This window comes from Rhodovulum bhavnagarense (assembly GCF_004343505.1).
In the GTDB taxonomy this organism is placed as follows: Bacteria; Pseudomonadota; Alphaproteobacteria; order Rhodobacterales; family Rhodobacteraceae; genus Rhodovulum; species Rhodovulum bhavnagarense.
The window spans coordinates 19,657-41,697 of sequence record NZ_SLXU01000002.1 but is presented as its reverse complement, the minus strand read 5'-3'; the positions used below and the strand labels follow the sequence as shown (position 1 = coordinate 41,697).

Sequence of the window (22,041 nt, the reverse complement as noted above, 5' to 3'; positions counted from 1 at the left end):
ATACGGACCGAATCGCGAACAAGCAGTTAAGGAGCCCGAGAAAGGCGCGCTATCGTCCCCCTGCCTGCCGCATGGTCAGTTCGGATACGAGCGAGGCGAATTCGTCGGGCGCGGCAACCTGCCCCGTCACCCATTGATAAAGCGCGTGATCGTCCTGTGCCAGCAGGGCCTCGAACCCGTCCAGCGCCGCGCCGTCCATGCCGGCAAGATACGCGTCGGCATAACCGCCCAGGATAAGGTCCATTTCCTTGGTTCCGCGCCGCCAGGCCCGGATGTGCATCCGTTTACGCCGTGCCTCTGCCGATTCGGTCATGCTCAACCGTGCTCCTTCAAGGTATGGCGCAGTTTCTTTTCCAGAACGCCCAGGCGGTCTGACAGCCGCCCCATCTCGGTCTTGACCTGCCGGATTTCGGTCAGGATCGCACGCACATCGCCAGGCAGAACATGGGCCTCGTCGGGGCCATCCAGCCCGTCACCCTGCCCGTTCAACAGCCACATGATCGACACGTTCAGCACGCCGGCCAGCATCTGCAACTTGTTGGCCCGCGGCTCGGCCAGGTCCTCTTCCCAGCCCGCCACGGTCTTGAGCTTGACCCCCATCCGCTTGGCCAGTTCCGACCGCGTCAGCCCCAGCGCTTCACGCGCGCCGGCCACGCGGTCACCAAAGGTGGCGGTGTCTTCGGAATACCAATCCGATCCTGGTTCGGGCTGATCGTTCATCATGGCACCTTTCACGGCAAAGCCGCTTGCAAGGGATATCCCCCGCACCCTATGAGAAAGAAACCCCAGTTTCAAACCGGAGACGACCATGTCCTTTCTGTCTGCGACACTCGCACGCGTGAAACCCTCGCCCACCATCGCGGTGACGACCAAGGCGCGCGAGTTGAAGGCCGCCGGCAAGGACGTGATCGGGCTGGGCGCGGGCGAACCCGATTTCGACACGCCGCAGAACGTCAAGGACGCGGCCAAGGCCGCCATCGACCGGGGCGAGACGAAATACACCGCCGTGGACGGGCTGCCGGAGCTCAAGGCCGCGATCTGCGACAAGTTCAAGCGCGACAACAACCTGTCCTATACCCCCGCCCAGATCAGTGTCGGCTCTGGCGGCAAGCAGACGCTCTACAACGCGCTGATGGCAACGCTGAACCCCGGCGACGAGGTCATCATTCCCGCCCCCTACTGGGTCAGCTATCCCGACATGGTGCTGCTGGCCGGCGGCACGCCCGTGATCGTCGAGGCCGGGATCGAGACCGCCTTCAAGCTGACGCCGCAGGCGCTGGAGGCCGCGATCACGCCCAAGACCAAGTGGTTCATCTTCAACTCCCCCTCGAACCCCACCGGCGCAGGCTATACCCGCGACGAGGTCAAGGCGCTGACCGACGTGCTGATGCGTCATCCCCATGTCTGGGTGATGTCCGACGACATGTATGAAAAGCTGGTCTATGACGATTTCGTCTTTTCCACACCGGCCGAGGTGGAACCAGGCCTTTACGATCGCACGCTGACCTGCAACGGCGTATCAAAGGCCTATGCGATGACCGGCTGGCGGATCGGTTATGCCGCTGGACCCGCCCACCTGATCAAGGCAATGGGGACGTTGCAGTCGCAATCGACCTCGAACCCCAGTTCGATCGCCCAATGGGCCGCGGTCGAGGCTCTGAACGGCCCGCAGGATTTCATCGCGGCCAACAACGCCGTCTTCAAGCGTCGCCGCGACATGGTGGTGGACATGCTGAACGCCGCCCCCGGCATCACCTGCCCGGTACCCGAGGGCGCGTTCTACGTCTATCCCTCGATCGCGGGCTGTATCGGCAAGACCTCGGCAGGCGGGACGAAGATCGAGAATGACGAAGCCTTTGCCACCGCCTTGCTGGAAGAAAAAGGCGTGGCCGTGGTGTTCGGTGCGGCTTTCGGCCTGTCGCCGGCCTTCCGTGTCAGCTATGCGACCTCTGACGAGAACCTGCGCGAGGCCTGCACCCGCATCCAGGAGTTCTGCGCAACCCTGACCTGAGTCGAGCCCGCGACATGTCCAGCGACCTGCCCGATTACTATTTCCGCGTGCGCGAAAACGGGGCGCTGGTCTTTCGCATAGACACCGAGAACCGGCAACGCCGGATCGACATGAACCAGATCGCCACGGTCAATATCCGTAACGGCGAGACCAAGTCGCATGGCGACCATGTCCTGTCGGATGAGGACCGCGCGGTGATCGAGGGATGGATCGCCGACCGCCGCGCGGTTCTTGCCGAACGCGAGATCGACGATATCCTGCGCGCAGTCGATCACTTGAACCTGACCACCCAATGGGTGCAAAGCCGGGCATCGGATCACGATCTGGACGTGGTCACCGACGCGCTATTGCTTGCTATGCACGATCTGCGCAGCACCCTGGTCCGCAAGAAGGCCGAGCGCATCCTGCGCGCCCAGGACCATTCCGAGGATCGACAAGAGGATTAGGGCAGCGCCGAGCCGCGCGCCACGAGCCTGTCACGCTTTTCTGCAATAACGGCCTCACGCGCGCGCCAGTGATAGCGGTCATCCTCGCCAACCGGCGCCCAGAACAACACCCCGCCCTGGCGCCACGGGTCCAGAACGATGCCCCGGTCAAACGGGTCGCCCCGCCGCGTCAGGATCGCGGTGCTATGGTCGATACGGAACGGGTTGTCTGCGTTGGCTATGGCGCGGCGCACCTCAAGGGTCTCGAACCCCTCCTGTTTCAGCCGCCTTTCCATGTCTTCGGCCCAGTGCCAGCAAAGTCCCCTTGGCCGCAGCCCCATATTGACTTTCATGTTGTGAACCAGCGGCGGGTCGGTGATCTGGTAAGACCGCGCCAAGGCGGCCGTCTCGGAATAAGCGACCGCGGCGGCACGCTCGGCCTCGCCGGCATCGACCTCGGGACCGAGCGCGCGGATCGCGGCGGAAAGGCTGTCCACAGCTGCGTGCCCGGACATCTCGGGCGCGGTGGCACAAGCCGCGAGGGCGATAGTGGCAACCAGGGCCAGTGCGCGCAGGAATCCGATCATGGGCGTGTTCGTGTGGAAAATTGTTGTGATCCCGGTGCTACCGGCTTGCAGGCCGATTGTCGAGCGTGCGGCGCCCATGCACCGCCCAGAACCGATACATCATCAGGACACCCGCCAATGCCAGCCCCGCCGCAAGCCCAAGCCAGATACCGACCCCGCCCCAACCCAGGCCAAAGCCCAGCAAATAGGCGACCGGCATGCCCACAAGCCAATAGCTGACGGCCGCCATGATCATCGGCACCCGCGTGTCCTGCACCCCGCGCAAAAGACCTAGTGCCATCACCTGTGCCGCGTCCACCATCTGAAACAGCGCGGCCGCCGCCAAAAGTCCGACGCCCATCGCAACCACAGCCGCACGATCCTGATCGTCCGGGCTTAGGAACAGCCCGATCAGCGGCTCTGGAAATGCAAGGAAGACCACGATCGACACGGCCACCGTCAAACCCGACAGGATCAATGCCGCCACCGCGCCACGGCGCAATCCCACCCGATCCGCCTGTCCCATCGCGCGCCCCGCCCGGATGGTTGCCGCGTTCGACAGCCCAAGATGCACCATGAACACGGCGGAAGTGATCTGCAACGCGATCCCGTGGGCGGCCAGCGCCAGCGTCCCCAGCCACCCCATCATCACGGAAGAGGCGGCAAACAATCCCACCTCGGCAAGATTGGTCAGGCCGATCGGCCAGCCCAGGCGAAAGACCCTGGCAAAGGCTTCCCAGTCGGGGCGCCAGAGCCTGTGAAACAGCGTATGCGCTGGCACCGCCCGCGCGGCATAGGCCACCAGCGCCATCATCGAGGCTAGATTGACCAGGACCGATGCCAGTGCCGCGCCGCGCACGCCCAGTTCCGGCAGGCCCCAGTTGCCAAAGATCAGCGCATAGTTCCCAAGCGCGTTGAGGGCAACCGCCGCCAGCGTCACCCCCAGCACGACGCGCGTGCGCTCCAGTGCGGCGAGATAGCTTTTCAGCACCATCACCAATAGCGCGGGCACCAAGGCCGGTCCGGCAATGGTCAGGTAAACCTGCGCGATCGCGGCCATCTCGGGCGCCTGGCCCAGCCGCAGGAACAGCCATTCCGCCACCACGAAAAGCGGCAGGCACATAAGCCCGAACCCGGTTGAAATCCACAAACCCATCCGCGTGACGCGGCGCACCTGAACCTCGTCGCCCGCGCCGGCCGCCGTCGCCACCATCGGCATCACCGCCCAGGCAAATCCCGACCCCACGAGGAACAGGACGAAAAACAGCGCCCCCCCCAAGACCTCGGCCGCCAGCGCATCGATGTCATACCATCCCAGCATCAGCGCATCGGTCAGCGAAATCGCGAATTGCGCCAGGTGGCTGCCGATCAGCGGCAGGCCAAGGCGCGCGGTGGCGCGCAAATGGGCGGCAAGAGCCGGCTGGGAAACAGGCACTGTCATGGCAACGGCCTAGGCCAGCGCGCAGTCCGCGGCAAGGGCGCGTGATCCGCCCTCCCGCCACGCGACCTGGAGGCCGCCTGGCGGAAGCGCAAGAGGGTTCAGGCCGCCGGGTCTTCGCGACCCTTGCGCAAGTCGGGATGCAGCGAGGTTCCCAGGATGTGATCGGCCTTGTGGATCACATGTTCGGCCTGCCCCACGATCAGGGGGTCCGGCGCACAGGCAATCCGGGTGTCCTTGCCGGGGTAATCCAGGGAATGCAGGAAATGCCGCATGCAGTTGAGGCGCGCACGTTTCTTGTCGTCGGACTTGATGATCGCCCAGGGCGCATCGGCGGTGTCGGTGTAAAAGAACATCGCCTCTTTTGCCTCGGTGTAATCGTCCCACTTGTCGAGGCTGGCCTTGTCGATCGGCGACAGCTTCCAACGCTTCAACGGATCGGTCTCGCGCGCGGTAAAGCGGCGGCGCTGTTCTTCTTGCGTGACCGAGAACCAGTATTTGTATAGCCGGATGCCGGAACGGACGAGCATCCTCTCAAGCTCGGGTGTCTGGCGCATGAATTCGAGGTACTCATTGGGCGTGCAAAACCCCATGACGCGTTCCACGCCGGCGCGGTTATACCAAGAGCGGTCATAGAAAACCATTTCGCCCGAGGTTGGCAACTCTCTGATATAACGCTGGAAAAACCACTGGCCCCGTTCTTCCCACGTGGGCTTGTTCAGGGCTACGACGCGGGCTGAGCGGGGATTCAGATGCTCGGTAAAGCGCTTGATCGTGCCCCCCTTGCCCGCGGCGTCCCGCCCCTCGAACAGGATCACGAATTTCTGCTCGGTCTCCTGCGCCCAAAGCTGAACCTTCAAAAGCTCCGCCTGCAACCTGGCTTTTTGCGTCTCGTAACTGCGACGCGACATCCTTGTATCATAGGGGTATTCGCCAGATTCAAATGCATGAGCTATCCGCGCGGGGGAGGCGTCGGCCTTGCCCGCTCGGCCGGGGGAAACAGGGCCGGGCGCGGCGACGGGCGCCGCGGATTGGATCTCTGTCATGCGGGACTCCTTTTATCATTTTGAACAATTCTAAACATCTGATCCCGGGACCGCCTTGAGGGATGTCAAGAAACGGTCAAAAAACCGCCGGTTCCGCCAAACAAGCCCGAAGGCGACCGTCTCAACAGCTAGCGGCCCATTGCAGGCGCCCCCCAAAACCTGCTCTAATGCGGCAACCAACCCTCTGGATACGAGCAGCCATGCCCGCCGACGATCTTCTCTCTGGCGCCACAGCCGGTGATACCTACGACGCCTCTTCCATCGAGGTGCTGGAGGGGCTGGAACCCGTCCGCAAGCGCCCCGGCATGTATATCGGCGGCACCGACGAACGCGCGCTGCATCACCTCGTGGCCGAGGTGCTGGACAACTCGATGGACGAGGCGGTGGCAGGACATGCCAACCGCATCGAGGTCGAATTGCATACCGATCATTCGGTCACGATCCGCGATAACGGGCGCGGCATCCCGGTTGATCCCCATCCGAAATTCCCCGACAAGTCCGCGCTTGAGGTGATCTTGTGTACCCTGCACGCGGGCGGCAAGTTCTCGGGCAAGGCGTATCAGACCTCGGGGGGCCTGCACGGCGTGGGTGTCAGCGTGGTCAACGCGCTGTCCGATCGCCTGCGGGTCGAGGTGGCGCGCAACCGCGAGCTGTTCGCCCAGGAATTTTCCCGCGGCATCCCCCAGGGCGGTTTGCAGAAACTGGGCAGCACGTCGAACCGGCGCGGCACCACCGTTACCTTTCACGCCGATGAAACGATCTTTGGCAGCCACAGGTTCAAGCCCGCGCGGCTGTTCAAGATGGTCCGTTCAAAGGCCTACCTGTTCTCGGGCGTCGAGATCCGCTGGAAATCGGCGATCGAGGATGGCGACACCCCGCAAGAGGCAACGTTTCACTTTCCCGGCGGGCTTGCCGATTACCTGGCCGAGACCTTGGGCGCGGCGGCCACCTATTCAGACCGCCCCTTTGCCGGGAAGGTCAGTTTCGAGGAAAAATTCGGCCAGCCCGGCAGCGTTGAATGGGCGGTGAACTGGACACCCGCGCGTGACGGTTTCATCAATTCCTACTGCAACACCGTTCCCACGCCCGAGGGCGGCACGCACGAGGCCGGATTTTGGGCCGCGATCCTCAAGGGCATCCGCGCCTATGGCGAGTTAGCCAATAACCGCAAGGCCGCGCAGATCAGCCGCGACGACCTGATGGGCGGGGCTTGCGCGCTGGTCTCGACCTTTATCCGCGAACCCGAATTCGTCGGCCAGACCAAGGATAGGCTTGCCACGACCGAGGCCGCCCGCCTGGTCGAGGGCGCGGTGCGCGACCATTTCGACCACTGGCTTGCCGCCGATCCGAAATCGGCTGGCGCGATCCTGGATTTCCTGGTGCTGAGGGCCGAGGAACGGCTGCGCCGCCGCGCCGAAAAGGAAACCGCGCGCAAATCCGCCACCAAGCGGCTGCGCCTGCCGGGCAAGCTGGTGGATTGTTCGGCCAGCACCCGCGAGGGAACGGAACTGTTCATCGTCGAGGGCGACAGCGCGGGCGGATCGGCCAAGATGGCGCGCGACCGGAAAACCCAGGCCCTTTTGCCCCTGCGCGGCAAGATCCTGAACGTGCTGGGGGCGGCCTCGTCGAAACTGGGCAGCAACGCGGAAATCAGCGACCTGACCCAGGCACTGGGCACCGGCATGGGAACGAAATTCAACATCGAAGACCTGCGCTATGAAAAGGTCATCATCATGACCGATGCCGACGTGGACGGCGCGCATATCGCATCGCTGTTGATGACCTTTTTCTTTACCCAGATGCGCCCGCTGATCGACCACGGCCACCTGTACCTCGCCTGTCCGCCGCTGTTCCGCCTGACGCAGGGGGCGAAACGGGTCTACGCGCTGGACGAGGCCGAGAAAGAGATGTGGCTGGCCAAGGGGCTGGGCGGCAAGGGCAAGATCGACGTGTCGCGGTTCAAGGGCCTGGGCGAGATGGACGCCAAGGACCTGAAGGAAACCACGATGGACCCGGCCAGCCGCAAGCTGATCCGGGTGTCGATCGACGAGGACGAACCGGGCGAAACCGCCGACCTGGTGGAACGGCTGATGGGCAAGAAACCTGAATTGCGGTTCCAGTATATCCAGGAGAATGCGAGGTTTGTGGAGGAGGTGGATGTTTAGGAGACATCTCGAATGGAAATAATCAAGATTGTTATCTCCCTAGTTACACCCATCACAGTGGCTTTCGTAGGCTATTTTCTTAATCAACGACTTAAGAGCATCGATAACGCTCAATGGCAGAGCCGAAAAATCGTTGAAAAGCGGCTGGAACTCTACGATCAGATTGCTCCCGATCTCAACCTAATGCTCTGCTTTTGCACTTGGGTTGGTTACTGGAAAGAAATCTCTCCGAAGCAAATGCTTGAGGCAAAGCGCAGCCTCGACAAGACCGTAAATATCTATAAACATCTTTTAAGTGATGAATTCTATATTCTATACGGTGACTTCATTCATACAATCTTCCAAACGTATACTGGCCATGGGAAAGACGCTCTCATTAAGAGCGAGGTGGCGAACTCTTGGGGCGACCGCACAAAACACGCGAACTACGAATGGGAAGAGGGCTACAATAGGCTTTTTACGGACGTCGATCTTCCGAATAGGCGCGAGGTCTTTGAGAAATATGACCGCACAATGAATGCCCTTCGTGACTGTATCGGAATTGAGAGCCAGAACGGCCAGAGACTGTAGGGTGGGTGCCAACCCACCACCCTGCCAATCACCCGGCCAATGGTGGGTTGTCACTCCCCCTACCCTCCCCCCATCTGCGCCCTACCTCCTGAGGGACACCGACCCGACGGAGCCCCCATGCTGCGCCCGCTTGCCCTTGCCCTGACCCTCGCCACCCCGGCCACGGCCGAGGAAGCATAGCAACCGCAGGGCAGGCACCCCCGCCACCGGTGGGTTACCCCCTGCACTCCCTTCCCCCTTGCCAACCGCCCCCGTCCCCCCGCACACTCGCCCGCAAGGGAAAGGAGACGCGCATGTGCTGGACGGCCGAGGTCTCGATCGGCATGGTGGGGCTTGGCGCCGCCGCGACCATCGTCACCGCGCGGCGGGGCGATCCGCGCGGTGTCTGGGTGACGCTGGGCTATTTCACCCTGATGGAGGCGCTGCAGGCCGCCGGTTACGCCGTGATCGACGATTGCGCCAACCCGGCGAACAGGTCGATCACGCTGCTGTCCTACCTGCACATCGCTTTCCAGCCCTTCTTCATCAACGCGTTCTGCATGGCGATCCTCGCGCGCGAGGTACCCGCCGCCACCCGCCGCGCGGTCTGGGCGGTTTGCGCCGCGGCCTCGGCCGTCATGGTGGCACAACTGATCCCGCTGGACGCCCTGGGAACATGCCGCCCCGGCTCGGTCCTGTGTGGCACGCGGCTATGCACGGTCTCGGGCAACTGGCACCTGGGATGGGAGGTGCCGCTGAACGGCCTCACCGGCTGGGTGCCCCATGTCTGGGACCGCGCGCTGCAATTTCCCAGCTACCTGATCGCGGCCTTCCTGGTGCCTCTGGCCTATGGCGCGTGGCGCTTCGTGCTGTTTCACGCGGCCTTTGGCCCGGTGCTGGCGAACCTGCTGACCGACAACCCCAACGAGATGCCCGCGATCTGGTGCCTGTTCTCCATCGCGCTGCTGCTGGTGGGGCTCAGCCCGGCGATCCGCCGCCCGCTGGGCGGGCACAGGCGGCGGGCACATGCGGGTTGACACAACAACCGCTTGACCGCCTCGCGCGGCAAGCCGAGACTTTGGCCATGGCACGAGAACTCACAGAGCTGGAACAATTTCTCGATGCGGCGGAAACGTTGCGAGAAATCCAGTCGCGCCGAAAGGCAATCGCCCGGTTCGAGGTCAAAAGCGTGCTGACCTCAGGCCCGAACGCAACAGTGTTCGACGGACGCTATGACAACCAGCCCGCGATCCTGAAACTTTTTGGCGGCGACAAGCGCACCGACCAGGCCCGTGCCCAAAAGCGCGAGCTCGAGCGCCTGAGCGCCTTCATGGCTCGGGGGCGTTATCGCGTGGCGCCGCTGATCGACGCATGGCCCGGCGAAGGTATCACTGTCACCGGACGGATCGACGGCGTGCCGATGGACACCATGCTGGCCGCCTGCGCGCCCCATGATCGCGATGCGCTGATCGGGGGGGCCGGGCAATGGCTGGCCCATCTCGTCGCCGCGGCCACCCGCCCCGCGGAATTTGGCGGGCGTTACTGGGTGCGCGTGCGCACCCAGGCGCTGTCGCGCGTGCAGGGCGGCACCGACGGCGAGTTGGCGCAGGCCCTGGCAAACCGGCTGGCCGCACGGCTACCGGCGCTTGTCGGTCAGGAAATCACCCAGGCCCGGTGCCATGGCGATTTTGCTCCGGCCAACCTGATCGTGACCGAGGCCGCGCTTTATGGCATCGACATCCAGAACGATCATTGGCTACCACTGGTCAAGGACGTGGCCCGGTTCCTGGTCTATCTGGAAACCAACCACCCCCGGACATACGGTCCGCGCCTTTTCGGCATGTCCAGGCTTGACCTTCAGGCGCTGACCGCGCCGCTGACACTGTTGACCCCGGTCGACCGCGGACAACTCTTGCCCTTTTTCATCGGCGTCGAACTGGCAGACAAGTTCGCCACCATCGACCGCGGCGCCGAAAAGGCGGAAAACCTGCGCCGCGCGATCGTCGCCTACCTGGACAGCGGGCTTACCGTGATCTTGTGATCGGGCGGAGGCTGCGGAAAAGCCGATGCAAACTCAGACCAGCCGCCCCGCATCCAGGTGCACAACCCGGTCCATACGCGCGGCAAGTTCCAGGTTATGGGTGGCGATCAACGCGGCCAGCCCGGTGCCCCGCACAAGCCCCATCAGCGCGGCAAAAACCGTGTCCGAGGTTAACGGGTCAAGATTTCCGGTCGGCTCATCCGCCAGCAAAAGCCGGGGCGCATTGGCGAGCGCCCGGCAAAAGGCCACACGCTGCTGTTCGCCACCCGACAGCGCGGCAGGCCGGTGATCGGCGCGCGGCGCAATCCCGACGCTATCGAGCAAGGCGCGGGCCCGCGTCTCGGCCGCGGCCGGACGCACGCCCGCCGCCAGTTGCGGCAACACGATATTTTCCAGCGCCGTGAATTCCGGCAAGAGGTGGTGAAACTGGTAGATGAACCCGATATCTGCCCGCCGTGCCATGGTGCGCCTGCGGTCCGAGGCGCCGGTCATATCCTGCCCGCCAATGCGCACCCGGCCCCCATCAGCCATATCCAATAGCCCCGCTATATGGAGCAACGTGGACTTGCCCGCCCCCGAGGGGGCGACCAGCGCGACCACCTCGCCGGGCGAAATGACAAGAGAGGCACCGCGCAGCACCTGCACCTCCGAGGGCAGGCCCTTGTTATAGACCTTTTCGATCCCCTCCAGCGCCAGAACGGGCTCACTCATAGCGCAGGGCCTCCACCGGGTTCATCCGCGCTGCGCGACGTGCGGGAAAGATCGTGACGACAAAGGACAGGCCCAGCGACAGGATCACCGCCGAGGCCACGTCGTGGGCCTGCAACTTGGCCGGCAATTCGTAGATGCCCCGGATCGACGGGTCCCACACGCCGCCGCCCGAAACGTAGTTAACCGCCGAAAAGATCGTGTCGATGTAGATCGCGAACAGGCACCCCAGGATCACACCCGCACCCGTGCCAATCAGGCCAACGGACGCTCCACAGATGAAGAAGACACGCAGAACCGCGCCCTCGGTCAGCCCCATGGTCCGCAGGATGCCAATGTCGCGGCCCTTGTTCTTCACCAGCATGATCAGCCCCGAAACGATGTTCATCGCCGCGATCAGCACGAGGATGGACAGAATGATGAACATCACGTTGTCCTCGATCGTGAGCGCGCGCAGGAACGCCCCCGAGGCGTCGCGCCAGCTCCACAGCAGGGCCCGCTCGCCGGCCGCGCGCAGCAGCTCGAGCGTCATCTCCTCCACCCGGTCGGGGTTTTCGACCATCACTTCGAGTTCATCCGCCACCCCCTCGCGATTGAAAAAGCTCTGCGTCTCGGCAAAAGGCAGGTAGGCGCGGGTGCGGTCGATGTCATAGCGCCCGGCGGTAAAGACATAGACCACCTCGTAGGCGTTCACCCGCGGGCTGGTGCCAAAGGGCGTCTTGACCCCGTCAGGCGAGATCAGCCGGATGCGGTCTCCCACGCCGACCCCCAACTCACGCGCCACGCCGGACCCGATGGCGATGCCTTCGGCAAAACGCGCGATATCGCCCCAGGCCTGTTCGGGATCGGCCACGCGCGGGATCGTGGCCAGGTCCTCGGGGGTAATGCCGTAGACCTCGATGCCGGTATTGCGCCCTTGCCCTGCGGCCATGACCTGCCCGCGCACAAGTGGCGCCACGCGCGTCACACCCGGCACCGCGCGCAGCCTGTCCGCCATGGCGGCGTAATCGGTGATCGCGCGGGTGCTTTGGCCATCCGGTGTCACGTAAACGGTGGAATAGACCGTCACATGAGCATTCGCGCCGAGAATCGTATCGACGAATTCCGCGCGAAAACCCGCGCGCACCGCAAGCGTGGCAATCAGCGCGAAAACCGCCAGCGTGATCCCGACCAGCGAAATCCAGGTCATCACGCTGACACCCCCATCAGCGCGCCGGGCACGCAGATAGCGCCAGGCGATCATCCATTCATAGCGGGCGAAGGGGGCTGTGCGGTTGACCAAGGGCATATCCTGTCGGATCGTTTCGCGGCGGAGACTGGGCGGATAGGCCCGCCGGGTCAAGCCGCAACGCCATCCGCACAGGTTCCGGTGCCCGGCGGTTCAGCCGAACCGGCCGCCGCGCTCGATCACTTCGATCTGGTAGCCGTCGGGATCGGCCACGAAGAAGAACCGCGCCACCCGCTGCCCTGCCGGGGCGAAATCCACGATCTTGCGCGGCGCCAGGCCCTCGGCCTCGAAACGGGCATGTTCGGCCGCCAGGTCGTCGACCGTCACCGCAAGGTGGCCATAGCCGTCGCCCAGGTCGTAGGGCGCCGTACGCCCCTTGTTCACGGTCAGCTCGACCTCGAAGGCGGTTTCGGGATTGCCGAGATAGATCAGCGTGAAATCGGGGAAATCCAGCCGGTCGGCGACCTCCAGCCCGAAGGCGCGGCGGTAGAAATCGACCGAGCGCGCCTCGTCCAGAACACGGATCATGCTGTGAACGGCCTTTGCCATACCTCATTTCCTTTCCTGCGCCAGAGCGGCGCACGATTTTTCGTAGAAAAATCGCCCCCCCCCTTAAAGCCAGGTGTGGAAGCTCGATTTCGCCATCGGCTCCCAATGGGCGGCGGTGTGGTGGGGGGCATAGATCTCGGCAATCTTCGCCACCGCGGCCTCGGGGCTCATTTCCTCGCTGTCGCCGGTGCGGCGGCAGGTCAACTCCACAACCCCGTTTTTCAGGCCGCGCGGGCCCACGGTGATCCGCCAGGGCAGACCGATCAGGTCCATCGTGGCGAATTTCGCGCCCGCGCGTTCCTCGCGGTCGTCGTAAAGGGGTTCCAGCCCCTTTTCGACCAGCGCCTTGTAGAGTCCGGCGCAAGCACCGTCGGCCTCGGCATCGCCCTGTTTCAGGTTCACGATCCCGCAATGGAAGGGCGTCACGCCCTCGGGCCAGATGATGCCGTTTTCATCATGGCTGGCCTCGATGATCGCGCCGACCAGGCGCGAGACGCCGATGCCGTGGCTGCCCATGTGGACGGGCAAACGCTCGCCCTTGTCGTTGGTCACGACCGCGCCCATCGGCTCGGAATACTTTGTTCCGAAATAGAAAATCTGGCCAACTTCGATTGCACGCGAGGATTTGCGCCGCACCTCGGGGACATGGGCAAAGACCGCCTCGTCATGGGTCTCGTCAGTGCGGGCATAGGGTGTGGTCCACTCGCGCACGATCCCGGCGCATTCGGCACGGTCGTCATAGTTCACCACGCGCTCGCCCAGGGTCAGATCGAGAATCGCGCTGTCGTAAAACACTTCGGACTCGCCGGTATCGGCCAGCACGAGGAATTCATGGGTGTCCTCGCCGCCGATCGGCCCGCTATCGGCGCGCATCGGGATCGCCTTCAGCCCCATGCGTTCGTAGGTGCGCAGGTAGCTGACCATGTGCCGGTTATAGGCGTGGATGGCGCTGTCATAGTCGATGTCGAAGTTGTAGCCGTCCTTCATGTAGAACTCGCGCCCCCGCATCACGCCGAAACGCGGGCGGATCTCGTCGCGGAACTTCCACTGGATGTGATAGAGCGTCAGCGGCAGATCCTTGTAGCTGCCGACATGGGCGCGGAAGATATCCGTGATCAACTCTTCGTTGGTGGGACCATAAAGCATGTCTCGACCGTGGCGATCGGTGATGCGCAGCATTTCCTCGCCGTAATCGTCATAGCGCCCCGACTCGCGCCAAAGATCGGCCGATTGCAGCGTCGGCATCAGCATCGGGATATGGCCCGCGCGCACCTGTTCCTCGTGGACGATGGCCTCGATTTTTTTCAATACCTTGAAGCCCATCGGCAGCCAGGAATAGATGCCGGCAGCAGCCTGCTTGATCATGCCGGCGCGCAGCATCAGGCGGTGGCTGGCGATCTGGGCCTCGGCGGGGGTCTCTTTGAGAACGGGCAGGAAATAGCGGGACAGGCGCATATCGGGGTCGTGCCTCAACGGTGGACATTGCGCCCCGTCTATGCCATCGCGCACGGCCAGACAAGCGGCGGGCTTGCGCCGCGCGCACGGCTGGGCGAAGACAAGACATCGCAGCAAAAAGGGGGCCGCCATGGCCTTGCCCGTCCGGGAACAGCTTACCTATTGGGGCGCCGCCATCGCGGTGTTTTTTGTCGTGTTATGGTTGCTGGGCGATGTCATCACGCCATTCCTGCTTGGCGCGGCAATCGCCTATTTCCTTGACCCCGTCGCCGACCGCCTCGAACGACTGGGGGCCAGCCGGATCGTGGCCGTCATCGTCATCATGCTGTCGCTGGTTCTGGTCACGGCGGCCTGCGTGCTGCTGATCGCGCCGATGTTGATCGAACAGGCCACGCAACTGGTGCGCAGCACCCCGGCGATGTTTACCCAGCTTCAGACTTGGCTTACCGGGCAGTTCCCTGCGCTGATGGACACCGATTCCTCGATGTCCAGATCACTGCAAGGTATTGGCGAGGCAGTGCAGGCGCGCGGCGGCGAGTTGCTGAACCGGGTTCTGAGTTCGGCGATGGGCGTGATCAGCGTGCTGTTGCTGTTGTTCATCGTGCCGGTCGTGACCTTTTACCTGCTGCTCGACTGGGACCAGATCGTTGCGCATATGGACGAGATGCTGCCGCGCGACCACGCGCCCACGATCCGCAGCCTGGCCCAAAGCATCGACCGGGCGCTGTCCTCGTTCGTGCGCGGCCAGGGGACGGTCTGCCTGATCATGGCGGTGTTCTATGGCACTACCCTGATGGCGGTGGGGCTGCAATTCGGTCTGGTTGTGGGGCTCTTGTCGGGGCTGCTGGCCTTCATTCCCTTCGTGAGTTCCATTCTTGGCGGGGTCTTTGCCATCGGGCTGGCGATCTTTCAGTTCTGGGGTGCATGGCCGATGATCGCACTGGTGGCGGTTATCTACATTGGCGGCCAGATCCTGGAGGGCAACGTGCTGACGCCCAAGCTGGTCGGCTCGTCGGTAGGACTACACCCGGTCTGGGTGATCTTCGCGCTGTCGGCCTTCGGCGCGGTTTTCGGTTTCGTAGGCTTGCTGGTGGCGGTTCCGGTGGCCGCAGCACTGGGTGTGCTGGCGCGTTTTGCCATCCAGCAATATCTCGACAGTCGTCTTTACAAGGGCCTGACATGGCACCACGTCGACCTGGACAGCAGGAACCGCGGGGGGGACGACGCCTGACATGGCGCATCAACTGACCCTTGATCTGCCCGGGCGTCCCGCGCGGGGGCGATCCGACTTCTTCGTTTCGCCGACGAATGCGCTTGGCGTGGCGCAGATCGATGACTGGCGCGACTGGCCGCAGGGCAAGCTGTTGCTGATCGGGCCAGAGGGCGCGGGCAAGACGCATCTCGCCCATGTCTGGGCAGAGCAGGCCGGCGCGGCGGTGATCGAGGCACAGGCGCTGGCCGGGGCCGAACTGCCCGCACTGGCCGCAACCGGGGCCATCGCGGTCGACGGGGCCGACCGCGTTGCCGGGGTGCGGGCACTGGAAGAAGCCCTGTTTCACCTCCACAATCTGACCCTAGCCGAAGGCGGCGCGTTCTTGATGACCGCGCGAATCCCGGCTGCGGGCTGGCCGCTGATCCTGCCCGATCTGGCCAGCCGGATTCAGGGCACGGCGCTTGCCCAGCTTGCCCCGCCCGACGACACGCTGCTTTCGGCGGTGCTGGTCAAGCTCTTTGCCGACCGTCAGCTTGCGGTGCCGCCCGCGCTTATCCCCTACCTGGTGGAACGGATGGAAAGATCGTTTTCCGCCGCGCAACGGATCGTTGCCATGATCGACCACGAAGCGCTGGCCACCGGGCGCAAACCGGGGGTGAAACTGGCGCGCGAGATTCTGGACAAAGCCCCCCTGGCAGACCGATAACTATTTCAATCATCCTTAGGACAAAGAAAAGCATTGGCATGACACAGGCCGATTTCCTGACCGCCCCCCTGCCCAAACCCATCGAGATTCCCGAGGTCCAGCGCACCGGACCAAAGCGGTTCTACAACCGCGAACTGTCCTGGTTGGGCTTTAACTGGCGGGTTCTGGAACAGGCCTCGAACCCGCGCGTGCCGCTCTTGGAACGGGTGCGTTTCGTGTCGATCTCGGCCACCAACCTGGACGAGTTCTATACCGTGCGCGTGGCGGGCCTGCGGGAACTGGCGAAAAAGGGCAATACCATGCCAGCCGCCGACGGGCTGACGCCGGCCGAACAACTTGTGTTGATCGACCGCGATGCGCGCAAGCTGTTGCAGGCCCAGCAGGCCGCCTGGAACAAGTTGCGGCGCGAGATCGAGGAACAGGGCATCCATATTCTGACCCGTTCTCGACTGACCAAGGCCGACCGCGAAACACTTGCCGATTATTTCCTGCACAAGGTCTTTCCGGTGCTCTCGCCGCTGGCGATCGACCCTGCGCATCCCTTTCCTTTCATTCCCAATACCGGCTTCTGCCTCGCGCTTCAGCTTGAAAGGGTGCGCGATGGCCAGCCCCTGCAAGCGCTCTTGCCGATCCCGCACCAGATCGACCGGTTCATCCCCTTGCCCGCCCGCGAGGGGCAGCACCGGTTTCTCCCGCTGGAGGAATTGCTGTTGATCCACCTTGGATCGCTTTTCCCCGGTTACCGCATGGTCGGCAATTGCAGCTTTCGCGTGCTGCGCGACAGCGATCTGGAGGTCGAGGAAGAGGCCGAGGATCTCGTGCGCGAATTCGAGGTCGCATTGAAACGCCGGCGCCGGGGCGAGGTGGTCCGCATGAAGATGTCCGCCGGCGCCCCCGAGCAATTGCGTAGCGTCATCATGGACGAACTCGACATCACCGAGGAGGAGGTGATCGAGATCCGGGGCCTGATCGGCTTGGCCGACCTGTCGGAACTGGTCCTGGGCGACCGCCGCGACCTGCTGTGGAAAAGCTTTACCCCCCGCGTTCCCGAGAGGGTACAGGATCACGAGGGCGACATGTTCGCCGCGATCCGACAAAAGGACATGCTGCTGCACCATCCCTACGAAACCTTTGACATGGTGGTGCGCTTTGTCGAGCAGGCGGCGCGCGATCCCGATGTCGTCGCGATCAAGCAAACGCTTTACCGCACCTCCAAGGACTCGCCCATCGTCGCGGCGCTGTGCGAGGCGGCCGAGGACGGCAAGTCGGTCACCGCGCTGGTCGAACTCAAGGCGCGCTTTGACGAGGCCGCCAATATCCGCCAGTCGCGCCGACTGGAACGCGCGGGCGCGCATGTGATCTATGGGTTCATCAACTACAAGACCCACGCCAAGATCAGCACGGTCGTCCGGCGCGAGGGCGACAGCCTGGTGACCTATACCCATTACGGCACCGGCAACTATCACCCGATCACCGCGCGCATCTATACAGACCTGTCGCTGTTCACCTGCGATCCCGCGCTGGGGCGGGACGCGACAAAGGTATTCAACTATGTCGGTGGCTATGCCGAGCCCGAGGGGATGGAAAACCTCGCCATCTCGCCGCTGACACTGAAATCTACCCTGATCGAGCGTATCGCCCAGGAGGCCGAACATGCGCTCCAGGGCCGTCCGGCGCATATCTGGGGCAAGATGAATTCGCTGATCGAGGCGGACGTGATCGATGCGCTTTACGCGGCGTCGAATGCGGGGGTGAAAATCGATCTCGTGGTGCGCGGGATCTGCGGGCTGAGGCCGGGCATCAAGGGATTGTCCGAGAATATCCGCGTGAAATCCATCATAGGCCGGTTCCTGGAACACTCGCGCATCGTGTGTTTCGGCAATGGGCACGGCCTGCCTTCGCCGCAAGCGCGGGTCTACATCTCGTCGGCGGACTGGATGGGTCGCAACCTGAACCGCCGGGTGGAAACGCTGGTCGAATGCATCAACCCCACGGTCAAGGCGCAGATCGTCGACCAGATCATGGCCGCCAACCTCGCCGACGAGGCCCAAAGCTGGGTGATGCAGCCCGACGGCCATTTCCTGCGCTCCTCCGCCGGGAAGGACGCGTTCAACTGCCATCGGTTCTTCATGGAAAATCCCTCGCTTTCGGGCCGAGGCACTGCCGGGGCGGGGGATGTACCCAAACTCGCCAAGCCCAGAGATTGACGGGCCGATGCCGGGTTTGGCAGACTCGCAGGGCACCAAGGGGGAACGTGCAATGGATGGCAGCGCCGAGGACAGGCCCGACACCTGGGACCCGTTCGACCGGCCACTTTTCGGGGGCCCCGAGGCGCGGGCGCTGGCGCGCGTGGGCGTCGTCGATATCGGGTCGAACTCGGTCCGACTGGTGGTCTTTGACGGCGCGGCGCGCAGCCCGGCCTATTTCTTCAACGAAAAGGTGATGTGCGGCCTGGGCGCGGGCCTGGGCGAAACGGGGCGGCTGTCGGCAGAGGGCCGCGTGCGCGCATTGGGGGCGCTCAAGCGGTTTGCATTGCTGGCCGAGGGCATGGGGGCCGCCCCCCTGACCGTGGTTGCCACCGCCGCGATGCGCGACGCCGAGGACGGGCCAGAGTTCCGCGCGCAAATCCAGCGCGAAACCGGACTGAAGCCCTGGGTCATCGACGGCACCGAAGAGGCGCGGCTGTCGGCGCAGGGCGTTCTGCTTGGCTGGCCGGGGGCCGAGGGCGTGGTCTGCGACATCGGCGGCTCGTCAATGGAGCTGGCCGAACTACGCGGCGGCATGGTCGGCGCGCGGGGCACCTCGCCGCTGGGGCCGCTGAAACTGCGCGATGTGCCAGCAGACAAGAAAGGGCTGAGCGGCTATATCGTCGAAGAAATCGAAAAGCTGGTCGCGTTGATGCCCCCAGCCCCCGAACGGCTGTACCTTGTTGGCGGATCGTGGCGGGCGATCGCGCGGCTGGACATGGAGCGGCAGGGTTACCCGCTGACGGTGCTGCACGAATACCGCATGACGCGGAAATCTCTTTTGACGACGCTGGAATGGATCGGGGCGAACAACCCCGACGAGTTGCGCGCGCGCACCGGCATCTCGTCGGATCGGATGGCGCTGGTTCCCTATGCCGGCGAGGTTCTGCGCCAACTCGTGAGCGTTCTCAAACCCGGGGAAATCGCGGTCTCAAGTTATGGCATCCGCGAGGGCCTGCTTTACGAACAGATGCCGGCCGAACTGCGCGCCCGTGACCCCCTGATCGAGGCCTGCCGCTTTGCCGAGGCCGCTTCGGCCCGGCTGCCCGGGTTCGGCAAACGGCTTTACAATTTCGTGCTGCCGATCTTCGGTGACGCGGCCCCGGCCAAGCGGCGCCTCATCAAGGCCGCCTGCCTGTTGCATGATACCGCCTGGCGCGCGCATCCCGATTACCGCCACGAGGTCTGTTTTGACAGCGCAACCCGTGCCAATCTCGGTGGGCTGGAACATTGGGAACGCGTTTATATGGGCGTGGCGCTGCTGCACCGCTACAAGAACAGCCGCACATGCAGCCGGTTCGAGCCGCTATTAGACCTGTTGACCCCGCAGCAATTGCGCGAGGCCGAAATGTTGGGCAAGGCGATGCGCTTTGGCGCGATGTTCTCGACGCAGGCGCCGGACAGCGTGGCCGAACTGCGCCATTACCCCAAGAAGAAACGGCTGGAATTGGTGTTGTCGCCCGGCGCCGAACCGCTATTTGGCGAGGTGGCGCAGGCGCGCTTTGCCTCGTTGGCAAAATCCATGGGGGTCGATACCGCGATGCGCGTCAGGCGAGGATAAGGCGACAGATTGCCCGCACGCCATCTCACGGCCAGCGTTCGGCTCAGATCTCGATCTCAGCTTGCGGATCGGCAGGGGGCGCGACCTCTTCGTCCGGCGTTTTACGGCGCAGGATGATATCGCCGTTGGGCAGTTTCTCTGGCGGATGATAGGCGTCAATGTCATCGATCAGCTCCATCAGCCGGGTCATAGCGGGCTGCATCCGGTCGGCCAGATCCTTCAACTGCGGCTCGATCTCGTCGCCAAGCCCCTTGAACAGCAGGCGCATCCCCTCGCCGAGCAGGTCCAGCCCCTCGCGCATGTCGGCGCCCTCGTCGGCCTGTTGGGCGGCGGCGGGGGTGAACGCGACAAGCGCGGCAATCATCAGGGCGGCAATTCGTGTCATGACCCTGATATAGGAACGCCCACGCCGCGGGAAAAGCTATAGCGCGATATCCAGTGTCACCGGAAAGTGATCCGAGGCGGTCAACAACGCCTCGCGCAGTTCGGGCACCCGGTAAAGCGCAGGATCGTCGAAAGGATGCCAGATACGCCAGCGAGGCGATAGCGCATGCAGGTCGGGCGAAACCATGATGTAATCCAGAAGCGCCGACAGATAGCGCGCCTCCGCGGCGATGAAGAACCGCGCGGTGGCGGGCTGGGCGGCCAAGACCCCCTGCAAGGCGCGGCGGACGTGGGGATCGAACAGGCGACGCTCGGGCGGTTCGTCCACCCCCAGAACGATCTCGACGCCCGAACGGCCGAACAGCTTTTCATATTCGTCCAGACCCGGACCGTCGTTGAAATCACCCAGTACGACAAGGCTGTCGCCGGCGGCCAGGTGTGTCTCGACCCGCTGGCGCAGCCAGATGCATTGCGCCAGTTGCTTGCGACGGTTCTCGATCGACAACCGCATTACCTCGTCCGGGGTCGATGCCCCGTGCGGCGCCTTCGATTTCACATGCACACCGATCATGCGAAACTGCCGCCCACCCGCCGTTTTCGCCGCCAGTTCAAGCGGCGGCTTGGAAAAGCGGATCAGGTCCGGGGCGGCATCAACGTTCACATCCCAGCGGAACACCCCGTCGAAACGCGGCGCGTCAAACGACCCTTTCTTGCCTGTCGGATCACCCTTTGGCGCATGCTGCACAGATAGCCGGTCGGGATCGTAAAGCAGCGCGATTTCCTGCTGCGTGTCATTGGGAAAGCCCACAACGGCCCGGCGTGCGCGCAAACCGATGGTGCGGGCAAAGGTTTCGAGCGCGGATACCGTTTCACGACGGCCATTGTGATCGGGCGCCTCGACGATCAAGATGGCATCGGCATCCAGGGCCGTAAACACGATCCCCAGCGCGGCAAGCTGATCGGATCGCCGGATATCCTGTCGACCCGACCATCCCCTATCGTCCAGAAGGTTGCCCTCGTCATCGAACAGGTTGTTGAACCATTCGACATTGTAGGTGGCAATCCTCATGCGGCGCGCTCTGCCACGATCCGCTCCCAGGCGGTATTGACCGCGACCAGGCGTTTCTCGGCCAGTTTTACCGCCTCTTGGGGCACACCACGCGCCTGCATCCGGTCGGGATGGGATGCACGCACCTCAGCGCGCCAGATCTTGCGGATCTTGTCCAGGTCATCCTCGGGCGCAACCCCGAGCACCGTGTAGGGATCGGGCGCCGCGTCGGGAACGAAACGCGCCCTCAGGGTGACGAATTGCCGATCACCAAGCCCGAAAATCTGTGCCACCCGATTGAGAAAGGCATCCTCGGCCGGATGGTAGGCCCCGTCCGCCATGGCGATGAAGAACAGCCCCTCCATCAGGTCGCAAATCGCCTCGCGGTCTTTTCGGAACATCCGCGCGATCCGGGCGGCATAGTCCTCGAACCCGGCGACGTCCTGGCGGGCGAGGTTGAACACGCGCGCTGCGTTCGCCTCTTCGGCGGGGGGGATCGTGAACACCTCGCGAAAGGCCGCGACCTCGTCGCGGGTCACCTGCCCATCCGCCTTGGCCATCTTGGCCCCAAGTGCGATCACCGCGATGGTGAATGCCACGCTGCGCTCTGGCGGCGTGCGCAGCCGATCGAACACCAACGCAAGGCTTTCCCCTTGCGCCAGTGCGGAAACGGCATCGGCTATGCGTGACCATAACGACATG

General features: G+C 63.8%; 22 protein-coding genes. 10 read left to right on the top strand and 12 right to left on the bottom strand.

Annotated elements, in window-relative coordinates; genetic code table 11:
- Window positions 1-49 precede the first annotated feature (49 nt).
- Entirely contained in the window at window positions 50-313 is a 264-nt protein-coding gene (locus tag EV663_RS03830) for an FAD assembly factor SdhE (protein WP_132950469.1), read from the bottom strand.
- 2 nt (window positions 314-315) lie between these two features.
- Window positions 316-720, bottom strand: a complete 405-nt coding sequence (locus tag EV663_RS03825; RefSeq protein WP_132950468.1) for a helix-turn-helix domain-containing protein — start codon at window positions 718-720, stop codon at window positions 316-318.
- Window positions 721-808: 88 nt separating this feature from the next.
- On the opposite strand from EV663_RS03825, the gene EV663_RS03820 reads away from it, so the two are divergent.
- Entirely contained in the window at window positions 809-2,011 is a 1,203-nt protein-coding gene (locus EV663_RS03820) for a pyridoxal phosphate-dependent aminotransferase (protein ID WP_132950467.1), read from the top strand.
- A gap of 14 nt (window positions 2,012-2,025) precedes the next feature.
- A complete protein-coding gene (locus tag EV663_RS03815) occupies window positions 2,026-2,457 on the top strand; it encodes a hypothetical protein (RefSeq protein WP_132950466.1) in 432 nt (143 codons plus the stop codon).
- Here EV663_RS03815 and EV663_RS03810 read toward each other — a convergent pair.
- The 3 genes from EV663_RS03810 to ppk2 all read right to left on the bottom strand — a co-directional run bounded on the left by EV663_RS03810 (window position 2,454) and on the right by ppk2 (window position 5,486).
- Window positions 2,454-3,023: a hypothetical protein gene (locus EV663_RS03810; RefSeq protein WP_132950465.1), complete on the bottom strand. Its 570-nt coding sequence runs from the start codon at window positions 3,021-3,023 to the stop codon at window positions 2,454-2,456. The two genes, EV663_RS03815 and EV663_RS03810, sit on opposite strands and share 4 nt — an antisense overlap.
- Before the next feature lie 37 nt (window positions 3,024-3,060).
- Window positions 3,061-4,443, bottom strand: a complete 1,383-nt coding sequence (locus tag EV663_RS03805; RefSeq protein WP_132950464.1) for an MATE family efflux transporter — start codon at window positions 4,441-4,443, stop codon at window positions 3,061-3,063.
- A 98-nt stretch (window positions 4,444-4,541) separates the two neighbouring features.
- Window positions 4,542-5,486 (bottom strand): polyphosphate kinase 2, encoded by a 945-nt coding sequence (gene ppk2, locus EV663_RS03800; RefSeq protein WP_132950463.1) that lies wholly within the window; start codon window positions 5,484-5,486, stop codon window positions 4,542-4,544.
- 200 nt (window positions 5,487-5,686) lie between these two features.
- Between ppk2 and parE the strand changes: the two genes are divergently transcribed.
- From parE to EV663_RS03780, 4 genes are all read left to right on the top strand, one after another.
- A complete protein-coding gene (gene parE / locus EV663_RS03795) occupies window positions 5,687-7,651 on the top strand; it encodes a DNA topoisomerase IV subunit B (protein WP_132950462.1) in 1,965 nt (654 codons plus the stop codon).
- A gap of 12 nt (window positions 7,652-7,663) precedes the next feature.
- Window positions 7,664-8,221: a hypothetical protein gene (locus tag EV663_RS03790; RefSeq protein WP_132950461.1), complete on the top strand. Its 558-nt coding sequence runs from the start codon at window positions 7,664-7,666 to the stop codon at window positions 8,219-8,221.
- 293 nt (window positions 8,222-8,514) lie between these two features.
- Window positions 8,515-9,237 (top strand): DUF5765 domain-containing protein, encoded by a 723-nt coding sequence (locus EV663_RS03785; RefSeq protein ID WP_132950460.1) that lies wholly within the window; start codon window positions 8,515-8,517, stop codon window positions 9,235-9,237.
- A 47-nt stretch (window positions 9,238-9,284) separates the two neighbouring features.
- Complete coding sequence (locus tag EV663_RS03780; RefSeq protein WP_132950459.1) at window positions 9,285-10,241, top strand: phosphotransferase; 957 nt, start codon at window positions 9,285-9,287, stop codon at window positions 10,239-10,241.
- Window positions 10,242-10,274: 33 nt separating this feature from the next.
- Here the strand turns inward: EV663_RS03780 and EV663_RS03775 are convergent, their stop codons facing one another.
- The 4 genes from EV663_RS03775 to proS form a co-directional block, all read right to left on the bottom strand.
- Window positions 10,275-10,952, bottom strand: coding sequence for an ABC transporter ATP-binding protein (locus tag EV663_RS03775; protein ID WP_132950458.1), 678 nt, complete (start codon window positions 10,950-10,952; stop codon window positions 10,275-10,277).
- Entirely contained in the window at window positions 10,945-12,237 is a 1,293-nt protein-coding gene (locus EV663_RS03770; protein WP_165910121.1) for a lipoprotein-releasing ABC transporter permease subunit, read from the bottom strand. Before EV663_RS03770 ends, EV663_RS03775 begins: the two co-directional genes overlap by 8 nt.
- Before the next feature lie 93 nt (window positions 12,238-12,330).
- The gene (locus EV663_RS03765) at window positions 12,331-12,726 is read right to left on the bottom strand and encodes a VOC family protein (protein ID WP_132950456.1); all 396 of its coding nucleotides are present in this window, start codon (window positions 12,724-12,726) and stop codon (window positions 12,331-12,333) included.
- A 63-nt stretch (window positions 12,727-12,789) separates the two neighbouring features.
- On the bottom strand, window positions 12,790-14,181 hold the full coding sequence (gene proS, locus EV663_RS03760; protein WP_132950684.1) for a proline--tRNA ligase: 1,392 nt from the start codon (window positions 14,179-14,181) through the stop codon (window positions 12,790-12,792).
- A 130-nt stretch (window positions 14,182-14,311) separates the two neighbouring features.
- On the opposite strand from proS, the gene EV663_RS03755 reads away from it, so the two are divergent.
- The 4 genes from EV663_RS03755 to EV663_RS03740 are packed head-to-tail and all read left to right on the top strand — an operon-like array spanning window position 14,312 to window position 19,907.
- Entirely contained in the window at window positions 14,312-15,412 is a 1,101-nt protein-coding gene (locus EV663_RS03755; RefSeq protein WP_132950455.1) for an AI-2E family transporter, read from the top strand.
- 1 nt (window position 15,413) lies between these two features.
- A complete protein-coding gene (locus EV663_RS03750) occupies window positions 15,414-16,100 on the top strand; it encodes a P-loop NTPase family protein (RefSeq protein WP_132950454.1) in 687 nt (228 codons plus the stop codon).
- Window positions 16,101-16,138: 38 nt separating this feature from the next.
- On the top strand, window positions 16,139-18,307 hold the full coding sequence (locus EV663_RS03745; RefSeq protein WP_132950453.1) for an RNA degradosome polyphosphate kinase: 2,169 nt from the start codon (window positions 16,139-16,141) through the stop codon (window positions 18,305-18,307).
- Window positions 18,308-18,359: 52 nt separating this feature from the next.
- A complete protein-coding gene (locus tag EV663_RS03740) occupies window positions 18,360-19,907 on the top strand; it encodes a Ppx/GppA family phosphatase (RefSeq protein ID WP_132950452.1) in 1,548 nt (515 codons plus the stop codon).
- A 43-nt stretch (window positions 19,908-19,950) separates the two neighbouring features.
- Here the strand turns inward: EV663_RS03740 and EV663_RS03735 are convergent, their stop codons facing one another.
- The 3 genes from EV663_RS03735 to EV663_RS03725 are packed head-to-tail and all read right to left on the bottom strand — an operon-like array spanning window position 19,951 to window position 22,040.
- Window positions 19,951-20,292, bottom strand: coding sequence for a hypothetical protein (locus tag EV663_RS03735; RefSeq protein ID WP_132950451.1), 342 nt, complete (start codon window positions 20,290-20,292; stop codon window positions 19,951-19,953).
- A 36-nt stretch (window positions 20,293-20,328) separates the two neighbouring features.
- Window positions 20,329-21,360: an endonuclease/exonuclease/phosphatase family protein gene (locus EV663_RS03730; protein WP_132950450.1), complete on the bottom strand. Its 1,032-nt coding sequence runs from the start codon at window positions 21,358-21,360 to the stop codon at window positions 20,329-20,331.
- Window positions 21,357-22,040 (bottom strand): molecular chaperone DjiA, encoded by a 684-nt coding sequence (locus tag EV663_RS03725; protein WP_132950449.1) that lies wholly within the window; start codon window positions 22,038-22,040, stop codon window positions 21,357-21,359. Before EV663_RS03725 ends, EV663_RS03730 begins: the two co-directional genes overlap by 4 nt.
- Window position 22,041 lies beyond the last annotated feature (1 nt).